16 protein-coding genes and 1 pseudogene are annotated in these 20817 nt (G+C 72.8%); 10 read left to right on the top strand and 7 right to left on the bottom strand.

Annotated features, from left to right (window positions below; translation table 11 throughout):
• Nucleotide 1: 1 nt before the first annotated feature.
• From ACW9TB_RS18805 to ACW9TB_RS18795, 3 genes and pseudogenes are all read right to left on the bottom strand, one after another.
• Entirely contained in the window at nucleotides 2–838 is an 837-nt protein-coding gene (locus ACW9TB_RS18805; protein ID WP_472749296.1) for an alpha/beta hydrolase, read from the bottom strand.
• A complete protein-coding gene (locus tag ACW9TB_RS18800; RefSeq protein WP_472749310.1) occupies nucleotides 835–1410 on the bottom strand; it encodes a hypothetical protein in 576 nt (191 codons plus the stop codon). Before ACW9TB_RS18800 ends, ACW9TB_RS18805 begins: the two co-directional genes overlap by 4 nt.
• Before the next feature lie 120 nt (nucleotides 1411–1530).
• Nucleotides 1531–1737 (bottom strand): annotated as a pseudogene (locus ACW9TB_RS18795) (Rieske 2Fe-2S domain-containing protein); the annotation flags it as partial.
• A 152-nt stretch (nucleotides 1738–1889) separates the two neighbouring features.
• Between ACW9TB_RS18795 and ACW9TB_RS18790 the strand changes: the two are divergent.
• The 7 genes from ACW9TB_RS18790 to ACW9TB_RS18760 all read left to right on the top strand — a co-directional run bounded on the left by ACW9TB_RS18790 (nucleotide 1890) and on the right by ACW9TB_RS18760 (nucleotide 9212).
• On the top strand, nucleotides 1890–2303 hold the full coding sequence (locus ACW9TB_RS18790) for a hypothetical protein (protein WP_472749295.1): 414 nt from the start codon (nucleotides 1890–1892) through the stop codon (nucleotides 2301–2303).
• Nucleotides 2304–2307: 4 nt separating this feature from the next.
• Nucleotides 2308–3237, top strand: coding sequence for a TOMM precursor leader peptide-binding protein (locus tag ACW9TB_RS18785; protein WP_472749294.1), 930 nt, complete (start codon nucleotides 2308–2310; stop codon nucleotides 3235–3237).
• A gap of 74 nt (nucleotides 3238–3311) precedes the next feature.
• Nucleotides 3312–4580 carry a YcaO-like family protein gene (locus ACW9TB_RS18780; protein ID WP_472749293.1) on the top strand — a complete coding sequence of 423 codons (1269 nt, stop codon included), beginning with the start codon at nucleotides 3312–3314 and terminating at the stop codon, nucleotides 4578–4580.
• 42 nt (nucleotides 4581–4622) lie between these two features.
• Nucleotides 4623–5417, top strand: a complete 795-nt coding sequence (locus ACW9TB_RS18775) for a SagB family peptide dehydrogenase (RefSeq protein ID WP_472749292.1) — start codon at nucleotides 4623–4625, stop codon at nucleotides 5415–5417.
• Nucleotides 5414–6949: a JmjC domain-containing protein gene (locus tag ACW9TB_RS18770; RefSeq protein ID WP_472749291.1), complete on the top strand. Its 1536-nt coding sequence runs from the start codon at nucleotides 5414–5416 to the stop codon at nucleotides 6947–6949. Before ACW9TB_RS18775 ends, ACW9TB_RS18770 begins: the two co-directional genes overlap by 4 nt.
• Complete coding sequence (locus ACW9TB_RS18765) at nucleotides 6949–7713, top strand: SDR family NAD(P)-dependent oxidoreductase (protein WP_472749290.1); 765 nt, start codon at nucleotides 6949–6951, stop codon at nucleotides 7711–7713. Before ACW9TB_RS18770 ends, ACW9TB_RS18765 begins: the two co-directional genes overlap by 1 nt.
• A gap of 296 nt (nucleotides 7714–8009) precedes the next feature.
• Nucleotides 8010–9212, top strand: coding sequence for a cytochrome P450 (locus ACW9TB_RS18760; protein WP_472749289.1), 1203 nt, complete (start codon nucleotides 8010–8012; stop codon nucleotides 9210–9212).
• Here ACW9TB_RS18760 and ACW9TB_RS18755 read toward each other — a convergent pair.
• Nucleotides 9182–10507, bottom strand: coding sequence for a flavin monoamine oxidase family protein (locus ACW9TB_RS18755; protein ID WP_472749288.1), 1326 nt, complete (start codon nucleotides 10505–10507; stop codon nucleotides 9182–9184). The genes ACW9TB_RS18760 and ACW9TB_RS18755 overlap by 31 nt on opposite strands.
• A gap of 311 nt (nucleotides 10508–10818) precedes the next feature.
• Here ACW9TB_RS18755 and ACW9TB_RS18750 point away from each other — a divergent pair, with 311 nt between their 5' ends.
• The gene (locus ACW9TB_RS18750; protein ID WP_472749287.1) at nucleotides 10819–11880 is read left to right on the top strand and encodes a hypothetical protein; all 1062 of its coding nucleotides are present in this window, start codon (nucleotides 10819–10821) and stop codon (nucleotides 11878–11880) included.
• Here the strand turns inward: ACW9TB_RS18750 and ACW9TB_RS18745 are convergent.
• Nucleotides 11873–12826 (bottom strand): aldose epimerase family protein, encoded by a 954-nt coding sequence (locus ACW9TB_RS18745; RefSeq protein WP_472749286.1) that lies wholly within the window; start codon nucleotides 12824–12826, stop codon nucleotides 11873–11875. The genes ACW9TB_RS18750 and ACW9TB_RS18745 overlap by 8 nt on opposite strands.
• Complete coding sequence (locus ACW9TB_RS18740; protein ID WP_472749285.1) at nucleotides 12823–13794, bottom strand: LacI family DNA-binding transcriptional regulator; 972 nt, start codon at nucleotides 13792–13794, stop codon at nucleotides 12823–12825. Before ACW9TB_RS18740 ends, ACW9TB_RS18745 begins: the two co-directional genes overlap by 4 nt.
• Before the next feature lie 408 nt (nucleotides 13795–14202).
• Here ACW9TB_RS18740 and ACW9TB_RS18735 point away from each other — a divergent pair, with 408 nt between their 5' ends.
• Nucleotides 14203–15303, top strand: a complete 1101-nt coding sequence (locus ACW9TB_RS18735; RefSeq protein WP_472749284.1) for a Gfo/Idh/MocA family protein — start codon at nucleotides 14203–14205, stop codon at nucleotides 15301–15303.
• A 297-nt stretch (nucleotides 15304–15600) separates the two neighbouring features.
• On the top strand, nucleotides 15601–16887 hold the full coding sequence (locus ACW9TB_RS18730; RefSeq protein ID WP_472749283.1) for a pectate lyase family protein: 1287 nt from the start codon (nucleotides 15601–15603) through the stop codon (nucleotides 16885–16887).
• Between the two features lie 64 nt (nucleotides 16888–16951).
• On the opposite strand, the gene ACW9TB_RS18725 is transcribed toward ACW9TB_RS18730, so the two are convergent.
• Nucleotides 16952–20686 carry a family 78 glycoside hydrolase catalytic domain gene (locus tag ACW9TB_RS18725; protein ID WP_472749282.1) on the bottom strand — a complete coding sequence of 1245 codons (3735 nt, stop codon included), beginning with the start codon at nucleotides 20684–20686 and terminating at the stop codon, nucleotides 16952–16954.
• Between the last annotated feature and the right edge of the window lie 131 nt (nucleotides 20687–20817).

Below are 20817 nucleotides of genomic sequence, written 5' to 3'. Positions count from 1 at the left end.
CTCACCCCGGGCGAGGTGAGTCGCCATACTCGGCGTCGGCGTCGGCGAGGTGCGCGCCGACGATCTCCAGGGCGGCTCCCGGCTCCTCCAGCAGGGCGAGGTGCCCCGTACCCGGAAGGATCCGCAGGAGGCCCCGGGGGGCCGCCGCCGCGATCGTCTCCGCGCAGGCGCGGTGCGCCGGGATCTCGCGGTCGCCCACCAGCGCGAGGAGGGGGGCGGCCAGCGCGGACAGGCGGGCCACCGGCTGCCGGGGCTCCAGGAGGGGACGGAGTCCGGGGCCGTCGAGCTCGTCCCAGGCGTGCCCGCCGATGACGCCGGCGAGCGCGGAGCGCGCCCCGGGCCGCGCCGCGATCCCGCCGAAGATCAGGTCGCACGACATCCACAGCGCGGCCGTCCGCGCCCTCGAACCGGCGCCACGGTGCAGAAGGAACAGGTCGAGATAGTGGCGCTCGATCGCCCGCTCCCGCGGGCCGCCCGCGTAGGACGGGGCGGCGAGCGTCCAGGAGGCGAACGCTCGCGGGTGGCGCAGCGCCATCTCCAGGGCCACCACGGTGCCGAAGGACAGGGCCACGACATGCCGTACGCCCGCCTCCAGGGCGCGGGCCACCAGCAGGTCGGCCAGCGCGGCGCGATCCTCGCCGTCGCGCGGCGGCCTGGAGCGCCCGTGCCAGGGGAGGTCGACGGCCACGTGCCGCCTGCCGGGCAGGTGCTTCCAGAGCGGCGGCCAGATGGCGGCGCTCATCGTGTAGCCGTGCAGCCACAGCACCCCGGTCCCCGCGCCGCTCGCGGTGACGGCCAGGCCGTCCCAGTCACCGTCTTCCTCGCCCGCGATGCTCATCGCGTGCCCCCGAACCGCTGGCAGTACGAACGGTAGGCGCGCACGAGCTCGTCCCCCTCGGTGTACCGGGGGACGACCGTGGTGTCGAGGTGCTCCCAGATCGGGGTGTCCTGCTCGAACGCCGTGCGGCTGCCGCTGACGAGCGAGGCGACCTCGCGGACGGTCGGGGAGCCCGAGGCCCTGCGGACGGGCACCGCGACCGTCACCCTGACCACGCAGGCCCCGTCACCCGCCGGGGTGGCCGCGGTGATGACGACGTTGGGCTCGTCCGGTGGACCCAGCTCCGTGGCCACCAGGTTCGGGCTGAACACCAGGGCGCGGAAGCGGGCCTGGACCGGGTCGCCCCCGGGCTCTCCCGCCTGCCAGCGGTTGGGACGCGCCATGTCGAGGTCTCCCTCGACGCACAGCACCCCGCCCTCCGCCGGGCGGACGCTCAGCCGGGGACGCCTGTCGAGCCCGTGGACGGGGGCGAAATGGTCGGCGTCGAAGACGTTCTCGATGACGTATTCGGCCGGGACCTTCACGGGTAACGAGAATCCGGCCACGATTCGGTGGCTTTCCTGTAATTTCACCAGGAAATCATCGAGCCCGGTGTCGAACGACGGGTCGAGCAGCACGAAAAGACCTCCGGCCCGGAGCGTCGAACGATGGCGGTCGATCCGGAAACGACCGGAACTCTCACCCCCTAATTGCACTCGATGGCCATGAAAAGGGCAAACAATCGCATTTCCATCGACCTTTCCGCCATATCCGAGATGAGCACCTCTGTGCGGACATGTCGCGTCATAAACTCCCACGTCATCCCCGCTCCGTACGGCGATCAGCGAGCGTCCCGCGAGGTCGAGAACGGTGACGTCATCGCCGAGATCGGCACCGAACGCCAGCTGCGTCCATCCCAAGGATGCCGACAATTCCCCCTCCTTTCGATGGGCCCGAAACCACGGTTACCTCACCATGAAAAATATATTCCTGAATAATTATTCACCATTGCTTGTTAAGCCTCAAAAGTTTATGGTACAGGCACGGCGCCCAACCGAAAGAGGTGACTCGAATGACCGAGAACAATCCCTTCAAGGATCTGTCCGGCGTGCCCGCGCGAGATCCGGACGACCTGCAGCGCGCGGACAACCTCAGGAAGAAGGAGCAGACGCGGACCGTCGCCGATCTGGGCCTGGCGACCCCCGAGCGGCTGGAGCAGCTGCCCAGGATCCGCGACCTGACGATCCACGACCTCAACGACCTCGCCGCGGAGTTCAGCGGCATCCCGACCGACAACAGCCGCGTCGCGTCCCTGAGCATCGACGACCTGCAGGACCTGGAGGGCGTGTTCTTCGAGTTCAAGCGTTCCGTCGGCGGCGACCTCGTCAGCCGCAGGGCCACGGTGAGCAGCGTCGACGTCTCGTGCTGCTGCTGCACGCCCTGCTGTTCCTGCGCGGCGGCCGACATGACCTCCACGGCCTCCTAGCGCCTTGGCGACACAGGAGCCGCTGAACGCCCGGGAGCTCCAGGTTGCCCACCTGGGCCCCGACGAGGCCGTCGCGAAACGTGGGCTGACGGAGGTGCGGCTGGCCGCCCCGGGAATCGGCGCCCTGCTCACCCGGATCACCGAGCTCGCGGACGGGTCACGTTCGCTGGACGAGCTCGTCGACGCCTTTCCCCCGCGCGAGCGGGAGGACGCCCGCGAGGTGGCCGTCACCCTGCGGGCGCGGGGGCTGCTCGGCGAGGACGCGGGAGACGACCCCACGGCCCGGTTCTGGGCGAGCATGGCGCGGCTGTCCCCGGACGGGCCCGGTGAGGTCGCGAAGTCGTCGGTGCTCGTGGCCGGCACCGGCCGGGTCGCCGACGCGCTCGCCCGGTCGCTGACGGCGTGCGGTGTGGGCCGGGTCGAGGCACGGCCCGCACCGGTGGCCGGTGAGGACGGCTGGGATCTCTGGTGCGCCGCGGCCGACGGCCCGGCCGATCCCGCCCTCGTCGACGTGGCGCGGCGCGCGCTCGACGCGCGCGTCGTCCTGCTGCCCGTCTGGATCGACGACCTCGTCATCCGGGTCGGCCCGCTCACCCATCCCTTCGACACCGCCTGCCTGCGCTGCTACCTGCTCAGGACCGACTCGGACGACGTGTGGCGCGAGGCCCACGCGATGCTGCGCGCCCAGCGCTCGTCCGGCGTCGGGTTCCTGCCGTCGATCCCCTCGGTGGCCGGGGAGATCGCGGCCACCGAGGCGGTCAAGCACCTCACCGGGCTGCCGGTGACCGCCTGCGGCCGGGTCATCGAGGTCAGCCTGGTGCCGTTCCGCTCGGCCGTGCGCCGGGTGCTGCGGGTGCCGCGCTGCCCCGACTGCGGCGGGACCGCCAGGCAGGGCGCACCCGTGATCACTCACGGTTCCCAGCTCTCCGAGTGACCCGTGACGGACCCGGGCCCGCCGCGGGTCCACGGTGACGCCACCGGAGAGGACACCACCGGAAAAGGAGGCCGATGGATCTGCTCGACGCCTGGACGGATCTCGTGGATCCCCGCACGGGCATCGTCCGCGAGATCACCGAGCTGCGGATCGACGACGACGAGCCGCGCTTCGTCCACTACCTGTCCGAAGCCTGTTCCACCGAGGCGATGGGCTTCCTGAAGAACTTCGGCAACAACGGCGGCGCCGCGACCGACCGGCGCAGGGCCCTGGCCAAGGCGGTCGGCGAGGCGGTCGAACGTTACTGCTCGGCCTGCTTCTCCTACGACGACCTTCTGGTCGCCGCCTACGACGACCTCGACAGTCCCGCCACCCCTCCGGGCACCTACGCCCTCTACCGGCCCGAGCAGTACGCCGTGCCGGGCTTCCCCTGGCGGCCATTCACCTCGGCCACCCGGGTGGCCTGGACGCGCGGGCGCTCCCTGGTCACCGGGGAGGAGATCCTGCTGCCCGCGGCCTTCGTCCACGTCCCCTACCACTACCGGGCGGAGACGCCGATCGCCCAGCCCATCTCCACCGGGCTGGCCTGCGGATCCTCCCTGCGGGAGGCCACCGTGTCGGCCCTGTGCGAGGTCGTCGAGCGCGACGCGTTCACGCTCATGTGGCAGGGGCGGCTGAGCCGTCCCCGGATCAGGCTCGACAGCCTGCCCGACTCCCTCACCGACCTGGTGCGGCGCTTCGAGGACGTCGGGCTGGCGGTGCACGTCGTCGACATCGGCACCGACGTCGGCTGCCCGTCCGTCATGACGATCGCGGAGGGCTTCACCCGGACGTCACCCGCCCTCGCCTTCGCCGCGGCCTCCCACCCGGACGCCGAGGTCGCCTGCCGCAAGAGCCTGGAGGAGCTGGCGCACACGCGGAAGTTCTCCGTCCAGGTGATGGACTACCTGCCGCCCGTCCCCGTCGACGTGGAGTCCGGCCACCCCGCCGTCGACGGGCAGCGGGCCCACCTGCGCTACTACTGCCCGCAGGAGTCCAAGGAGTACGCCCGCTTCTCCTGGGAGTCCTCCCGGGAGACCGATCTCGACCTGTCCGGCGACCGCGACCTGTCCCTCCGCGCGCTCGTCGCGGGGGTGGCGGCGACCGGCGAGGACGTGATCGCCTGCGACCTCACGACGCCGGACGTCGCGGAGCTCGGGCTGTCGGTCGTACGCGTGGTCGTTCCCGGCCTGCACCCGCTGCACATGGGCCACTCCAACCGGGCGACGGGCGGGTGGCGCCTGACCGCGCTGCCCGGCTGGTCCCCCGGCGAGGACAACCCGCATCCCCACCCGTTTCCCTGACGCTTCCCTGACGCGGAAGATCCCCGACGAGGAAGGGCCACCATGCATCCGGTCGACGCGTTCCTGCTGGAGGAGAGCGAGGAGGCGGTCTGGGAGAGCTTTCACGAGAACTCCAAGACGAGCCGGGCCACCCCCCACCTGTACTTCGACAGGCACCCCGCCGACAGCACGGTCGTCGCGGTGATGACCGGGCTGCGCGAGACGAAGCCGTACCGCGACCGCCCCCGGATCGCGCTGCCGTACGAGCTGCCGCCGTCGAGGATCGACCTCGACGAGGCGCTGATCGGCCGCGAGTCCGCCCGGGGGTTCGGCCCGGGGCCGGTGGAACTGCCCGACGTGTCGAAGGTCCTGCGGTGCGCGTACGGCGTGACGAGATCCAACGCCGACGGCCGCTACCCGCGCCCCTTCCGTGCCGTCCCCTCGGGCGGCGCCCTGTATCCCCTGGAGCTTTACCTCTGGGCGCGCGACGTGTCCGGCCTGGTCAAGGGGCTCTACCACTACGATCCGACGGCGCACGAGCTGCACGAGCTGGGCGAGTTCGAGGCCGGGAGCTGCTTCGTCCAGTCCGAGCTCGTCGCCGGGGCACCGGCCGTGGTGCTGGTGTCGGCGGTGTTCGAGCGCTCCGTCTTCAAGTACGGCGAGCGCGGCTACCGTTTCGTGCTCGTCGAGGCGGGGCACGCCGTGCACAGCGCGGTGCTCGCCGCCTCCGGGCGCGGCCTGGCGGCGGTGCCCGTCGGCGGCTACTTCGACCGCGAGCTCGACGACCTGCTCGGCTTCGACGGGCTGCACGAGTCGGTCGTCTACACCCTTCTCCTCGGCCCTCGGGAGGAGGAATGACCGGAGCGGCCGAAGCGACCGGGGTGGCGGGCACGTGGCCGCTGACCGTCACCGCTCCCGGTCCCGCCCGGCGCGGCGCCTCCGCGCTGGCCTCGCTGGTGCACCCGCTCGACCCCGACGTGTTCCGCACCGCGTACTGGCAGCGCAGGCCGCTGCATGTCCGGGGGCCCGCCGACCGGTTCCGCGAGCTGTTCACCATGGCGGACCTGCGCGAGGCGGTGAGCCGCCAGCGCGAGCTCGGCCTGCTCATCCGCGCCAGCGGCGACCACGAGGGCGACGGCGGCGCCGCCGGGGCGCACGTCGCGGTGGAGGCCGCCGACGTGGCCGCACACCTCGGGCGCGGCGCCTCGATCTGCGTGGAGCCCATCGAACGGGCCGCCCCCAGGGTCGCGGAGCTGGCCGCCCGGCTCAAGCGCGAGCTCGGGCACCACGGCGACGCGGGCGTCAAGTGCTATCTCTCACCGCACGGCTACGGCTTCAACACCCATTTCGACGCCCACGTCGTGACGACGCTGCAGCTGGACGGGCACAAGCGCTGGCGCCTGTCCCGGGCGCCCGGTGTCCCGTTCCCGCTGGGCAACGCCTTCGCCGGTCCGGACGGCGCGGTGCGCTACATCGGGCGGGCCCCCAGCTCGGTCCGTCCCTGGGAACGCCCGGAGATCGCCGAGGAGACGTTCGCCGAGGTCCTGCTGGGTCCCGGCGACGTCCTGTGCCTGCCGGCCGGGACCTGGCACAGCGCGAAGGCGGTGGGACACTCCCTCGCCGTCAACATCGCGTTCACCCCCGCCGACATCCTCAAGCTCCTCACCGACGCGGTCAGGCCCCACCTGGAGGAACGGGAGACCTGGCGCTCGGGTCTCCCCGCGACCGGCGGGACGACGGCCCCCTTCGCGGAGCCGTCCGGAGGGCCGTCGGAGGAAAGCATCGGGAGGGCGTACGTCACGGCGGCGGGCACCGCCGACACGACGGGCACGGCGGGCACGGCGGCGGGTGCCGTGGCGGGCACGGTGGCCGGGTTCCTGGCGGAGCGGCGGGAGGAGCTGATCGACGCGCTCAGGGCGCTCCCGCTGGACGGCGACCTGCTGGCGACGGCGACCTCGGCCTCCGCGGGCAGCGCCGCCGCCCGGACCGCCGCCCAGGCCCCGTCCGCCGCCGGAGCGGACGACCGCAGGCTGCAGTGCGTGCTGACCGTGGCGAACGCCGAGGTCGCCGCGAGATGGTACGAACGGGTGCTCGGCTGCCGCGTCCTGGCGACGATCCCGGAGTTCGGCTGGATCGAGCTGGCGTCCCCGGTGCCCGGGGTGAGCATCGGCCTGTCGGAGATCCCCACCGCCGGGGTGAGCGGCGGGGCGGTGCTCGACTTCCAGGTGGACGACCTGGAGCACGTCCGCGAGCTGCTCGACCGCGAAGGAACGACCCCGCGGGCTCGCGCGCGCGACATCGCGGGCGTCGCGCGGTTCCTGGAGGCGAGCGACATCGACGGCAACCGGTTGATGTTCTATCAGCCGGACGACGACCGGGAGAGGACCTGATGGGCAGGCTGGACGACAACGTCGTCATCGTGACGGGCGGGGCCAACGGCATCGGCCGCTGGTACTGCACGGCCCTCGTCCAGGAGGGCGCCCGGGTCGTCGTGTGCGACATCGACGGGCAGGGCGCGGCCGGTTTCGCCGCCTGGCTCAACGAGCGGGCGGGCGCGGAGCGGGCACACCCCCTCGGGGTGGACGTGACCTCGCCCGACGAGACCGCGGGGATGGCCTCCACCGTGCTGTCGCGGTTCGGGGCCGTCGACGTGCTGGTCAACAACGCGGGCAGCTACCCGCACGTGGCGTTCGAGGACATCGACCACGACGCCTGGCGGCGGGTGGTCACCCTGAACCTCGACAGCGTCTTCCTGTGCTGCCGGGCGGTGCTGCCGGTGATGCGGAAGCAGGGGCACGGCGCGATCGTCAACGTGGCGACGAACCTGGTGTGGTCGGGGCTGTCCAACATGGCCCACTACATCGCGGCCAAGTCGGGGGTGATCGGACTGACCAAGGCGCTCGCCCGCGAGTACGGCGAGCACGGCGTCCGGGTGAACGCGCTGGCACCGGGGGCGGTGGTCCCCGACCTCCCGGATCGTCAGCTCACTCCGGCGGGCCAGGAGGCCGTGGAGGAGATCCTGCAGTACCAATCCGTCAAGCGGCACCAGCATCCCCGCGACCTCGTCGGCAGCATGCTGTTCCTCTGCTCCTCCGACTCGGAGTTCATGAGCGGCCAGGTCCTGACGGTCGACGGCGGCCTGACCATGCACTGACCATGTGCACCGCCCCCGGACGACCCAGGACGACCTCGGACGGCACCCGACCGTTCCCGATCGTCCCCGAGGACACCGGACCGCCCCTGACGGCCCTGACCGTCCCTGGCACGACCGGACCGCCCAGGACGATGCCGGAGCGCGTCGACCTGACATCGAGCGACACCAAGCGACATCGAGTGACGCCCGCCGACGCCAACCGGCACCGATCCACACCGAGCCGAACATCGAGCCGAACACCGCCCTGAACACTGCTCGACACCGAGCCGAACACCGAGTGACGCTGATTGACGCCGATGACACAGCCCTCGTACGACCCTCGTGCCCCGGAGATCCACGCCGATCCCTATCCCGCCTACCGCGCCCTGCGCGAGCACGATCCGGTGCATCTCGTACCGGGGGCCCGCCTGTGGTTTCTCACCAGGCACCGCGACTGCCTGGCCGTGCTCGGTGACGCCCGCCTCTCCGCGCGGCAGGGGCAGCGGTTGCGGCGGGGACACGCGGCGCTGCCGGTGTCCATGCTGAACACCGACCCGCCCGGCCACACGAGGCTCCGGCGGGCCACGGCGCCCGCGTTCCGGCCTCGGGCGCTTCGTGAGTACGAGCGCGGGCTCGCCCCGCTGGTCTCCGCGTGGGTGTCGCGGGTCCGCGAGGCGGCGGACGCGGGCCGGGAGATCGATCTCGCCGCCGGGTTCGCCCGTCCGCTGGCCGTCCGGGTGATCGCCGGGTTCCTGGGGCTGCCGGACGACGACCTGGACGACTTCGGCGGCTGGGCCGACGCCGTGGCGGGCAACCTCGACCCGTTCGGCGATCCGGCGCGCGGGGAGGAGGCGATGTCGGCGATGTGCGACCGTTTCGCCGACCATCTGTTCGCCAGGATCGACGATCCCCGGCCGGACGCGTTCACCGTCCTGGCCCGGGGGCACACCGGGGGGCTGCTCGCCCCGGCCGAGGCGATGGCCACGGCGGGTCTCCTCGTCGTCGGCGGTGTCGAGCCCCTGGGCGACATGATCACCAACGCCGTCGCCGCCCTGCTCGCCGAACCGGCCCGCTGGCACGACCTGGCGTGCCCCGGCCCGTCGCCGAGGGGAGAGCCCTCCGGCCGGTCACCGAAGAGGCGTGCCGTGGAGGAGTTGCTGAGGATCGACCCGCCCATCCAGTTCACCGCGCGTACCGCCCGGGAGGATCTCGTCGTCGGCGGCCGGTCGATCCGCCGGGGTGACGGCGTCGTACCGCTGCTCGGGGCGGCCAACCGCGACGGCGCGAGGTTCGCCGACCCCGACCGGCTGGATCTGGGCCGCCGCGTCAACCCGCACCTGTCCTTCGGGGCGGGACCGCATGCCTGCCTCGGCGCTCCCCTGGTCAGGCTGCTCGCGCGGCTGCTGGTCTCGGCGATCCGGGGGTGCGGCGCCGAGCCTCGGCCGGGCGCCGAACCCGCCGTCCGCCGGTCGGGCGTCGTGCCGCGCGGCTACGCGTCCCTGCCGGTGCGCTGGTCGTGAGCGCCGTGTCCGTCGCGCGGTCTGTCGGCACCGCACCGGGAGCGCGCGTCGCCGCCCTCTCCGCCGTGGGGACGGTCGCCGGACAGGGTGAGCGCCACCTCGGCGGCGGCTCTCCTGCCGCTGGCCAGCGCCCCCTGGACGAGGCCGCGCAGGTCCGGTCCCGCCGACGCCTCCCCGGCGAAGAAGACGGTCCCGGCGAGCGGTTCGGCCCACGCGGACGAGGCGGCTCCGGCACCGGCCACCGGGACGCTGTAGGCGCCGCGCGACCACGGGTCGCGCCCCCAGTCCATGACGAGCACGTCGTCCACGGCCCCCAGGTGGGAGCCGAGCGACCTGATCAGGTCGTTCTCCCATCCCGGGCGTCGTACCAGCCGCGCGGAGGGGCCCTTGACGTGACCGGTCGCGACGCGCGAACCGGCCCGGCAGGTCCAGAGGCCGCCGGGAGGGTCGGCCAGCAGGAACGACCGGGAGCGGGGAGCGGGCCCCGCGGTGACCAGCACGACCGCGACGGCGTCGCAGGAGGCGAGCACCCCGGCCGCGCCGGTCTTGCCCGGGGGCAACGGCGGGTCGAAGACGAGGTCTCCGGCGGTGACCACCGGCGGGGGCGGGGTGACCACGGCCGTACGCGCGCGGATCACCGTCGAGGCGGTCGCGGCCTCCACCCCGCCGGAGCCCCAGCGCAGCCGCTCGGCCGGGGAGCCCGTACGGATCTCCAGCCCTCCGGCCAGCGCGTGGACCACGCGGTCGAAGCCGTCCACGACCACGCGCTCCCCGCCCCGTCCCCGGCCGTGGTAGGAGGCGGCGGTCTCGGCCAGGTCGAGCAGTGCCGGATCCTCTCCCACCACCTGCTCCATCCAGGAGAGCGCCAGCTCGCGGGCGGGCGGGGCGAGGCCGGAGAGCGCGCGGCCGACCGTGCCGGACAGCGGTCGCGACGCGTACAGCCCGTCCTCGGCCGTCCACGGCAGGGGCCGCACCCGCGCGGCGAGGGCGGCGGTGTCGTGGTGCGCGCCTCCGGACACGACCGTGAACCCGACGGCGGCCTCCATGGGCGCGGTGACGATCCGCGCCTCGCGGAGCAGGTCGTCGAAGGCGTCGCAGCGGGCCGGATGAACGACCTGGGCACCCAGCTCGACCGGGCCCGCCTGGCCCGTCCTGAGGGTGCGGACCCTGCCGCCGATCGCGGGCCTGGCCTCGACCACCACGACGCCGAACCCTCGCGCGGACAGCTCTCCCGCGCAGGCGAGCCCGGCGACACCGGCTCCGATGACCACCACGTCGGCTGTCTCGGCCGTCATCGTGTCCCACCCGATCCGAGGAGAGAACCGTGGCCCCCACTCCCCCGTTTCCCCACGGGAGCGGCTCATCGCCTGGCTCGGCCGGGGCGGGCGACGGTCAGGCCCTGACCGTTCCGAACAGCAGAACCGTAACAGGGAGGCGACCCCCCCACCCCGCGAAACCGGCACTCCCCCCGCGGGGTCCCGCGAGCTCCGTCCCGGACCCGGCCCTCCCCCCGCAGCACCCGCCCACCTCCACCCGGGATTCGGTCCTCACCCCACAGGACCCACTCACCTCCACGCGGGACGGGGCGAGTTCCGTTCCGGCCCCGGTGGCTCCCGTTCCCGGCCCGGCGGGTCCCGTGCCGGACGTCACGCCGACGGGGCGGCTCGCCGCCGCGTTCGGTGATCTCGCCGTACGGCTCGGTGTGCGGGACGACGCGGGTGCCGTCGCGGACGCGCTGTTGCGGATCGCCGGGGACGCCGGGGACGGCGGGGACGGCGGGGAGCCCCGGCGGCGCTCCCTGCTCACCGGCTCCACCGTGCCGGTCGAGGTCTCGCTGAAGCTCGACGAACGGGGTGTCCCGTCCCTGCGCTGCGTCGTCGACCTGGTCGGGCACCGCCCCGACGACTGGGAGGAGTCCCTGGCGAGTGCCCGGTCCGTCGCGGGATGTTCCACCGGGGAGCGAGCCGACCGGATGTATGGCCTGTTCAGGACGCATCTGGCCGGTGCCCCCGCCGACCTCCCGGCGCCGCTGATGCTCGGTCTGGGCTACGGGGCCGGGGGCCGGAAGCGCGGGACGGTCTACTTCAGGACAAGCTGGCTTCACCCGGACGAGCTCGCCACCAGGCTTCCCTCCCTGACGGAGATCCTCGGGCGGGCCGAACGCCTGCACGGCTGCGGGCTTCCCGGCGGCGTCGAGGTGATCGGGTACGACCTGGCGGACGGCGAGATCACGGCGTGGAAGACCTACAAGTGGCTGCCCTCGGGATCGGGCCTGACCTTCGGCGAGCGCGCGGGGACGCACCCGGACCTGCTTCCCGCCGCCCGGCTGCACGACCTCTTCGCCACCGCGTCGCGGCCGAGCCCCGCCGACCGGTCGCTCTTCCTGCAGCTGTCGCACGACGGGGTCTCGACGCGGCAGAAGGTGTTCTTCTTCTGCGCCGCGTGGGGGTGGGACGACCCGGCGGGGCTCGCGGAGCTGCTCGATTTCCTGCGGCGGTCGTACGAGCACGACCTCGGCCCGCTGCTGCGCCTGCGTGAGGCTACGGCGGCTCACGGGACCGGGGTCAGGCTGGGGCTGATCGCGCTGGGCGGCGACCCGCGCCGCCCATCGCTGACCTTCTACTTCTGGCCCGTCGAGAGGCCCACCCGGATCGGGGTCGTCAGGTGAAGCGGTAGGTGGTGGTGGATTCGAACCGCTCGCCGGGGCGCAGGACCACCGAGGGGAAGTCCGGCCGGTTGGGCGAGTCGGGGAAGTGCTGGGTCTCCAGGCACAGGCCCGCGTGCTTTCCGTACGCGGTGGCGACGCCGTCCAGGAAGTTGCCCGTGTAGAACTGCACGCCCGGCTCGGTGGTGGTGACCTCCATGGCGAGCCCTCCGGCCGGGTCGCGGACCTCGATGCCGCCGCGCAGGACGTAGCAGTGGTCGTAGCCGCCGCCCAGCAGGGGGTCGGCGATCCGCTCGCCGATCTCGTACGGAGAGGTGAAGTCGAACGGGGTCCCGGCGACCGGGGCGAGCTCCCCGGTCGGGATCTGCGTGGCGTCGACCGGCAGGTAGTGGTCGGCGTCGATGCGGACCACGTGCTTGAGGACGTCGCCGCCCCCGGCGAGGTTGAAGTAGGAGTGGTTGGTGAGGTTCAGCACGGTCGGCGCGTCGGTGACCGCGTGGTAGTCGATCCGGATCGCGTCATCGGTCAGCGTGTAGGTGACCGAGGCGGTGAGCGTGCCGGGGTAGCCCTGCTCGCCGTCCGGGCTCACGTGCTCCAGGGTCACGGCGGTGCCGGAGGCGGCGGTGATCCGCCAGACCCGGGTGTCGAAGCCGTGCGTCCCGCCGTGCAGGCTGTTGGGGCCGTTGTTGACCGGCAGCTCGTGGTCGCGGCCGTCGAGGGTGAAGCGCCCGCCCGCGATGCGGTTGCCGTACCGGCCGACCACGGCGCCGAAGTAGCGGCTGCGCGTCAGGTAGTCGCCGAGGTTGTCGTAGCCGAGGACCACGTCGACGCCGGAGACCTCCAGCGACTGCAGGATCGCCCCGTAGCTGATGACCGCGGCGCGCATCGGCCCGTTCGACAGCACGTGCCGCTCGACCCGCTCGCCCGACGGGGTGGTTCCGAAGGTCATTGTCGCGCCTCTCCGGTGGATTCACGGACGACCAGGCTGGTGTCCAGGGTGGCCAGGGTAGGGGTGGCACCGTCGTCGAACGACTGCAGCAGCAGGTCCACGGCCATCCGCCCGGCGGCGGCCGTGGGCATGGCCACGGTGGTCAGCTTGGGCCGGTTCAGCCGCCCGGGGACGATGTCGTCGACGCCGACCACGCTGACCTCGTCGGGAACGCGCACGCCGCGCTCGTACAGGCCCTCGATGAGGCCGATGGCCACCAGGTCGTTGTAGGCGAGCACGCCCGTCGCCCCGGCGGCGACCACGTCGGCGGCGACGGCGAGGCCGCCCCGCTCGGTGGGCGCGTTCGGGCCGAGGATCACCAGCTCGACGCCGTCCGTCGCGGTCGCGGCGGCGCGCATCTCGCCGCTGGTCCACGAGCCGGTCGGCCCGGAGAGCAGGGCGATCCTGCGGTGGCCGAGCCCGATCAGGTGCTCGATCGCGAGGCGGGCGCCCTGGCCGACGTCCATCAGGATCGTCGGCATGCCCTTCACCCGCCGGTTGACCACCACGAACGGCACGTCGGCGTGGAGACGCTCGATGACCCGGTTGGACAGCCGGGGGCTGCAGAGCAGGACCCCGTCGACCTGCTTGGCGAGCGTCTGGATCAGCTCCTCCTCGACCTGCGGATCCTCGTCGGTGTCGGCCACGAACACGTGGTAGTCGCGGGCCCTGGCGTGCGCCTGGGCGGCCTTGATCAGCGGCGGGAAGAACGGGTTGGAGATGTCGGCGACGATGAGGCCGATGTTGTGGGTCCTGCCGGTGGTGAGGGCCCGCGCGGCCCGGTTGGGACGGTAGCCGAGGTCCTCGGCGGCGGCGAGCACGCGGTTGCGGGTCTCGGTGTTCACCAGGTGTGGCGCCGAGAAGGTGCGGGACACCGTCGAGACGTGCACTCCCGACGCCCGCGCCACGTCCCTGATCGTCGCTGCCACCGTGCTCCTTCGCCGTGGCCCTTCACCGGGCCCTGAAGCACATTAGTGCAAGCGGTTGCGTGACTGTCAACGCCGGAATCAGGTGGTCTGCGAAACGGTACCGGGGCGAGCCCGCCGTCCTGGCGATCAGAAATACCGAAAAATCCGCAGATAGGGAGGGCTTTACCAAATTGAGCCCTTGACGTTAACCGTAGATGTCATCAATGTTTCTTGCAACCGGTTGCAGTCCGCGACGCCGATTCGGAAGGAGTTGCCGGAGATGGCAGTCATCACGGCGGGTCCCCGGATACGCCGCCGTCCAGGTCGCCTTGTGAGCGCGCGGCGAGCCCGGCCACCGGGCAGGCGGACGGCGCCGATGGAGAGGGCCGGAGACCACCGGCGCCCGGGACCGCGATGGGAGGTGGCGTGATGAAACCGGTTCGCGTGGTGCTCGCCGGGGCGCGCGGGCACGGCTGGTGGCACCTGTCGAACGTGCGGCGGCTGGCCGAGGCCGGGCTGGTGGAGCTGGCCGGGGTGTGCGACGTGCGGCCGGTCGACGACCTGCCGGAGGGAGCGGAGTTCTCCGGAGACCTGGCCGGGCTGGTCGGGCGTACGGGTGCCGAGGTGACGATCCTGTGCACGCCCATCCACACCCACGCCGACCTGGCGGAGCGGGCGCTGCGCGCCGGGTCGCACGTGCTGCTGGAGAAGCCGCCCGCCGCCACGTACGCGGACTACCTGCGGATCGCCGAGGTGGCCGGGGAGACAGGGCTCGCCTGCCAGGTGGGATTCCAGAGCCTGGGCTCGGAGGCGATCCCCGCGATCCGGCGGATGGCCGCCGAGGGGGTGATCGGCCGGGTCACCGGGATCGGCGCGGCGGGAGCGTGGGAGCGCCCCTACTCCTACTACGGCCGGGTGCCGTGGGCCGGGAAACGCGAGGTCGGCGGTGTTCCCGTGGGGGACGGCGTCCTCACCAACCCGCTCGCGCACGCCACCGCGACCGCGCTGGCCGTCTCCGGCGCGACGGTGGAGAACGTCGAGGTCGAGCTCTACCGGGCCAACGCGATCGAGGCGGACGACACCTCGTGCGTACGGGTGCGGATGGACGACGGGACGGTGGTGACGGTCGCGGTCTCGCTGTGCGCGGACCGGCGGCACGAGCCGTACCTGATCGTGCACGGCGAGAAAGGGCGGATCCGGCTCACCTACACCGAGGACCGGGTCGAGTTCGACGGGACCTCGGTCGTCCACCCCAGGACCGACCTGCTGGAGAACCTCGTCGCGCACATCCGCGACGGCGCCGGCCTGCTCGTACCGCTGGAGAGGGCGGCCGGTTTCATGCGCGTCATGGAGGCGGTACGGCTGGCACCCGAGCCCCTGGCCATCCCGGACGTGTTCCAGGAGGTCGGCGACGAGCGCCGGGTGCTGCCCAGGATCGCCGAGGTGACGGCGGCGAGCGCGGAACGGCTCGCGCTCTACTCGGAGCTGCGGGTGCCCTGGAGCGGGCGCCGCCCCGGCGCGGAGCGGTGATCCGCGTGGTCCCAACGGCGACGAAGTTCCAGGGGGCCCCAAGGACTTCCTGGACACGTTCGAAGTTCCAGGGGGTCCCGGGGGCTTCCTGGACACGTTCGCGGCCAGGCCGACCGGGGTGCGGGCGTCGCACCGGCGGCCGAGCCGTTCCAGCGAGGCGGGCGGCGCCTACCCCTGACCTGGGCGCCGCCCGTCTCCACCAACCGAAAACACCCGGAAACACCTAGAAAGCACCCGGAAGGCTCTCGGGGGCCGTACGGAGCCTCTCCCTCCCACCTGACCAGCGGAGGAATCCCCGTGAAACGAGCCGTCGCGCTCACCACCCTGCTCTCCCTGGCGGTCCTCACCGCCCCGCCCGCGGCCGCCTTGTCGGAGACCTCGGGGCGGCCGGACCTCGGCCGCCAGACCCTGCCCGCGAACGACGGCTGGGCCGCCGAGGGCACCGGCACCACCGGTGGCGCCGCCGCGCCCGCGTCGAACGTGCACACCGTCTCCACCCGCGCCGAACTGGCCGCCGCGCTCGCCGCCCCCTCGCCGAAGATCGTCTACGTGAAGGGGACGATCGACACCGACAGGACCTGCGCCGACTACGCGACCGGCGGCTACACGCTGGAGGGCTACCTCGCCGCGTACGACCCGGCGGTGTGGGGCAGGGCGGCCGTGCCCTCGGGCCCGCTGGAGGAGGCGCGGGTCGCCTCGGCCGCCAGGCAGACCGCCACCATCAAGCTCAAGGTCGGCTCGAACACCACCCTCGTCGGCCTCGGCGAGAACGCGCGTGTCCGGGGCGTCAACCTGCACGTCGACAAGGCCGACAACGTCATCATCCGCAACATCCTCTTCGAGGACACCGCCGACTGCTTCCCGAAGTGGGACCCGACCGACGGCGCGGAGGGCAACTGGAACTCCCTCTACGACAACATCTCGGTGACCGGCTCGACGCACGTGTGGGTGGACCACAACACCTTCACCGACGGCGACAACCCGGACTCCGGGCAGCCTCGGTACTTCGGCAGGCCCTACCAGGTGCACGACGGGCAGCTCGACATCACCAACGCCGCCAACCTCGTCACGGCCTCCTGGAACCGGTTCTCCGGCCACGACAAGACGATGCTGATCGGCTCCACCAACAACCCGGCGAACGACACGGGCAAGCTGAAGGTCACCGTCCACCACAACCACTTCGACGACGTGCTCCAGCGGCTCCCGCGCGTGCGCTTCGGCCAGGTGCACGTCTACAACAACTACTACGAGATCCCCGACGCCTCGACCTTCGAGTACGCCCTCGGTGTGGGTGTGCAGTCGCAGATCTTCGCCGAGAACAACTTCTTCCGGCTGAGCCGGGCGGTCGACCCGGCGGACCTCCTCTACGACTGGGGCGGCACCGCCCTCACCGCCAGGGGGAACGTGCTCCGCGTCGGCGGCAGGGTCGCCCCCGCCGACCTCGTCTCCGTCTACAACGCCGCCCACGACCCCGACCTCGGTACGGACGCGGGCTGGACGCCTGCCCTGCACACCGGGATCGACCCGGCCACGTCGGTGGACCGTTCGGTCTCCCGGCACGCGGGGGTGGGCGAGATCGGTTAAAAACCGCAGGACCCGGACGGCTCGTCGTTCACGAGCCGTCCGGGTCCACCCGCGTCGGGACCTGTCAGGCGGGCGCCGTGAAGGTGTACGAGCCCGCGCCGAGCCGGAAGACGGCCGCGCCGCCCTCGTACCCCATGGGCACCGCCTCCGGCGGGCCGGTGACCGCGGCGGCCGAGGCCGAGGGGACCCGGACCGTGGCCGTGGCGTTCGCCGGGATCTCCACCCGCAGCGTCAGCGTCCCGCCGCCGATCGACCAGTCGCTGAGCGCCCTGCCGTACGGCGTCAGCAGGTCGGCCTTGCCCGAGGTGAGCCCGCCGCCGGGGCGCGGCGCGATGGTGATCCGGCGGTAGCCGGGGTCGCGCGTGTCCGGGCCCAGGCCGCCCACCGACCGGTAGAGCCAGTCGCCCACCGAGCCGAGGCCGTAGTGGTTGAAGGAGTTCATCCCCGGGTCCTGGAAGGAGCCGTCGGTGCGGATGCCGTCCCAGCGCTCCCAGATGGTGGTGGCCCCTCGGCCGTTCATGTAGCCCCAGCCGGGATAGCCGGGCTGCAACAGGATCTGGTACGCGGTGCCGAGATGGCCGTTCTCGGCCAGGACGGGCAGCAGGTTCTCCACGCCCAGGAAGCCGACGCTGAGGTGGCCGTCCCGCGACGCGACCTTCGCGGCGAGCTTGTCGGCGACCGCCTGGACCCGGTTCTGCGGCACCATCCCGAACGACAGCGCCAGCACGTACCCGGTCTGGGTGTTGCCCGACACGGTGCCGTCCGCCGCGACGAACCTGGAGGTGAACGCCTGGGCCACCTGGTCGGCGAGGGTGCCGTAGGAGGCGGCGTCGGCGGTCCGCCCGGTGGCCGCCGCCATCCGCGACAGCAGCCGGGCGCTGTGACCGAAGTACGCGGTGGAGATCAGGTCGTTGGCCGTGTTGTCGTTGACGTTCAGCCAGTCGCCGTAGGTCTCCTGGTCGCGGATCAGGTCGGAGCCGGAGGTGGCGCGCGAGTAGTCGACCCAGCGCCTCATCGCCGCGTAGTGGTCGTCGACGACGCGCAGGTCCCCGTACCTCTGCCACAGCGTGTACGGCACGATGACGCCCGCGTCCGCCCAGCCCGCCTTGCCCGCGCCGCAGCAGACGTCGGGGGCCACGTCGGTGAAGGCGCCGTCGGCGCGCTGCGCGTCGGCCAGGTCGTCGGCGAACTTGTCCAGCAGGCCGTGGACGTCGAAGTTGAACGTCGAGGTCTGCGCGAAGATCGCGATGTCACCGGTCCAGCCGAGCCGCTCGTCGCGCTGCGGGCAGTCGGTGGGCACCGACAGCATGTTGGAGCGCGCGCCCCACAGGATGTTGTGCTGCAGCTGGTCGACCAGCGCGCTGGAGGAGTCGAAGGTGCCGGTCGGCGCGCCACCGGTCCAGGCGGCCCTGCCGGTGAGGCTCGCGGTGGTGGGCGTGCCGGGGAAGCCGGTCAGCTCCACGTACCGGTAGCCGTGCACGGTGAACCTCGGCTCGTACACCTCGTCCGCGCCGGTCCCGGCGAGGGTGAACCTGTCGGTCTGCCGGGCGGCGCGCAGGTTGGCGGTGTAGATCGTGCCGTCGGCGTTGAGCACCTCGGCGTGCCGCATGGTCACCGTGGTGCCCGCGGGGCCGCGCACCCGTAACCGGTTCCAGCCGGTGAGGTTCTGCCCCAGGTCGACCACCCACACGCCGGGCCTCGGCTGGGTCACCGACCGCGCGGCGACGTCCTGCTGCACGACCACGCCCGGGTCGACGGCCGCCACGAGGCCGGGCCTGGCCTCTCCGCGTACCTTCACCGGGCTCCAGCCGGAGTCGTCGAACCCGGAGGCGTCCCAGCCGGTGCGGGTGGCGCGGGCGTCGTACTCCTCGCCGTGGTAGAGGTCGTCGGCGGTGATCGGCCCCGGCGCGGTCCGCCACGACGAGTCGGTCAGGACGGTGGTCTCGGTGCCGTCGGTGAAGCGGACCCGGAGCTGCGCCGAGTACCAGGGCTGGGTGCCGTATCTCTGGCTTCCGGCGAAGCCGAGCGATCCGGCGTACCATCCCCGGCCGAGCTGCGCGCCGACGGCGTTGTCACCCTGGCGGACCAGCGAGGTCACGTCGTAGGCCCGGTAGGCCAGGCGCTTGTTGTAGTCGGTCCAGCCCGGGGCGAGGACCTCCTCGCCGACCTTCGTCCCGTTGATCCGGGTCTCGTGCAGGCCCAGCGCGGTGACCATCAGCCGCGCCTCGGCCACCGGCCTGCCGAGCGAGAACCCCTTCCTGAGGTACGGGACGGCCTCGGCGGCCGAGACGTTCGAGGCCCACGGCCCGGAACCGTAGGCCGCGACGGCGCGGGCCGCGGGCCAGGAGGCGTCGGAGAAGCCCGGCTGCTCCCAGCCGGACGGGCCGCTCTGCGAGGCCTTCCACCCGGCGTCGGTGACGATCCGCGTGGTGCCGCCACCGGCGACGTCGGCCTCCAGCGCGGCGATCATCCCGGCCGGGGAGACGGTGGTGTTCTGGGTGGAGACGGCCAGCGTGTTGGCTCCGGCCCGGAGCCGGGAGGCGACGTCCACGACCGAGGCGGACTTCCAGGAGTCGGTGGCGCGCGCCGAGGAGCTGACCTGGACGCCGTTGACCCACACGTCGGCGGTGTCGTCTCCGGTGACGGTCAGCCTGGCACGGGTGATCGCGCCCGAGGGAAGCGTGAACTGGCGGCGCAGGAACCGGGTGGCCTGTGGCGCGCTCGCCGCCGGGTCGCCCTCCGGGTACCAGATCCAGCTCGCGCCGGACAGGGTGGGAGCCGTGCCGGGCGCGCCGACGAAGGCCGCCCGCCACTCCGTCGCCGGGGCGAGCAGGCCGGTCTCGAACCAGTGCGCCGGGCCCCAGTCTCCGGCGCGGCCCTGGGTGTCCCAGACGCGTACCCGCCAGTGGTAGCGGGTCTGGGAGGCCAGCGCGCCGCCTCCGTAGACCGCGTCCACCGACGTCCCGGACGCGACGCGCCCGCTGTCCCACACGTCGCCGGTACCGGCCTGCGCGCGGGCCGCCGTCGAGGCGACGATGATCTGGTACGCCGCCTGGATCTGCCCGGGGGCGGCGGAGGTGAGCTTCCAGCCGAAGCGCGGCCGGGGGGTGTCGACGCCGATCGGGGTGGCCCGGTGCTCGGTGACGGGGGCGGTGACCGCCAGCGGCGAGGCGGCGGCGAGGTCGGGGGCGGTCACGTCGCTGTTCCACGGGGTGATGCCGTACGTCCCCGAGACCGAGGCGGCGGGCCAGGAGGTGTCGGCGAACCCGGGGTCGGTCCAGCCGGGGGTGACCGTCTCCGCGGCCTTCCAGGCGTTGTCGGTGACCAGCTCCACCGTGCCTCCGGCGGTGGTCACCCGCAGCCTGCCGATCACCCCCGCCGCACCGGCCGTGGTGTTGCGTGCCGCCACGGCGAGGGTGTTGGCGCCGGGGCGGACGGCCGAGGCGAGGTCGACGTACAGCGCCCGCCGCCAGGAGTGCTCGGCCCGGGGCGAGGTCGCCAGCGGGATCCCGTTGAGCCAGACGTCGAGGGTGTCGTCCCCGGTCGCGACGAGCTGCGCCTCGGTGACGGCGCCCGCGGGGACGGTGAAGGTACGCCGCAGGTAGCGGGTGCCCGCGGGGACGGACTGCCGCGCGTCCCCGCCGGGGGACCAGATCCAGCCGGCCCCGGCGAGCCCGACCGGGGCGGCGGCCCGTGCCGGGGCGGCGACGGCGGGCGACAGCCCCGCCACCAGCGCGCAGAGGGCCAGCGTCCATAGGGCCGTGCGTAACCGGCCGGGGTGGAGGGAGGGGAATGGCATGCCGTCTCCTTGCTTCGTGGGGGGCGAAAAAGGCGGGCGAACCAAGACGGAGTAAATCGATTTAAAGCTGACTGGACAGTAGATCAGCATTTCTGGGCCGTCAATAGCTGATTAACACGACATTTCCGACA

This window comes from Streptosporangium sp. H13245, assembly GCF_055690525.1.
This window is presented reverse-complemented; position numbering and strand designations above follow the sequence as displayed.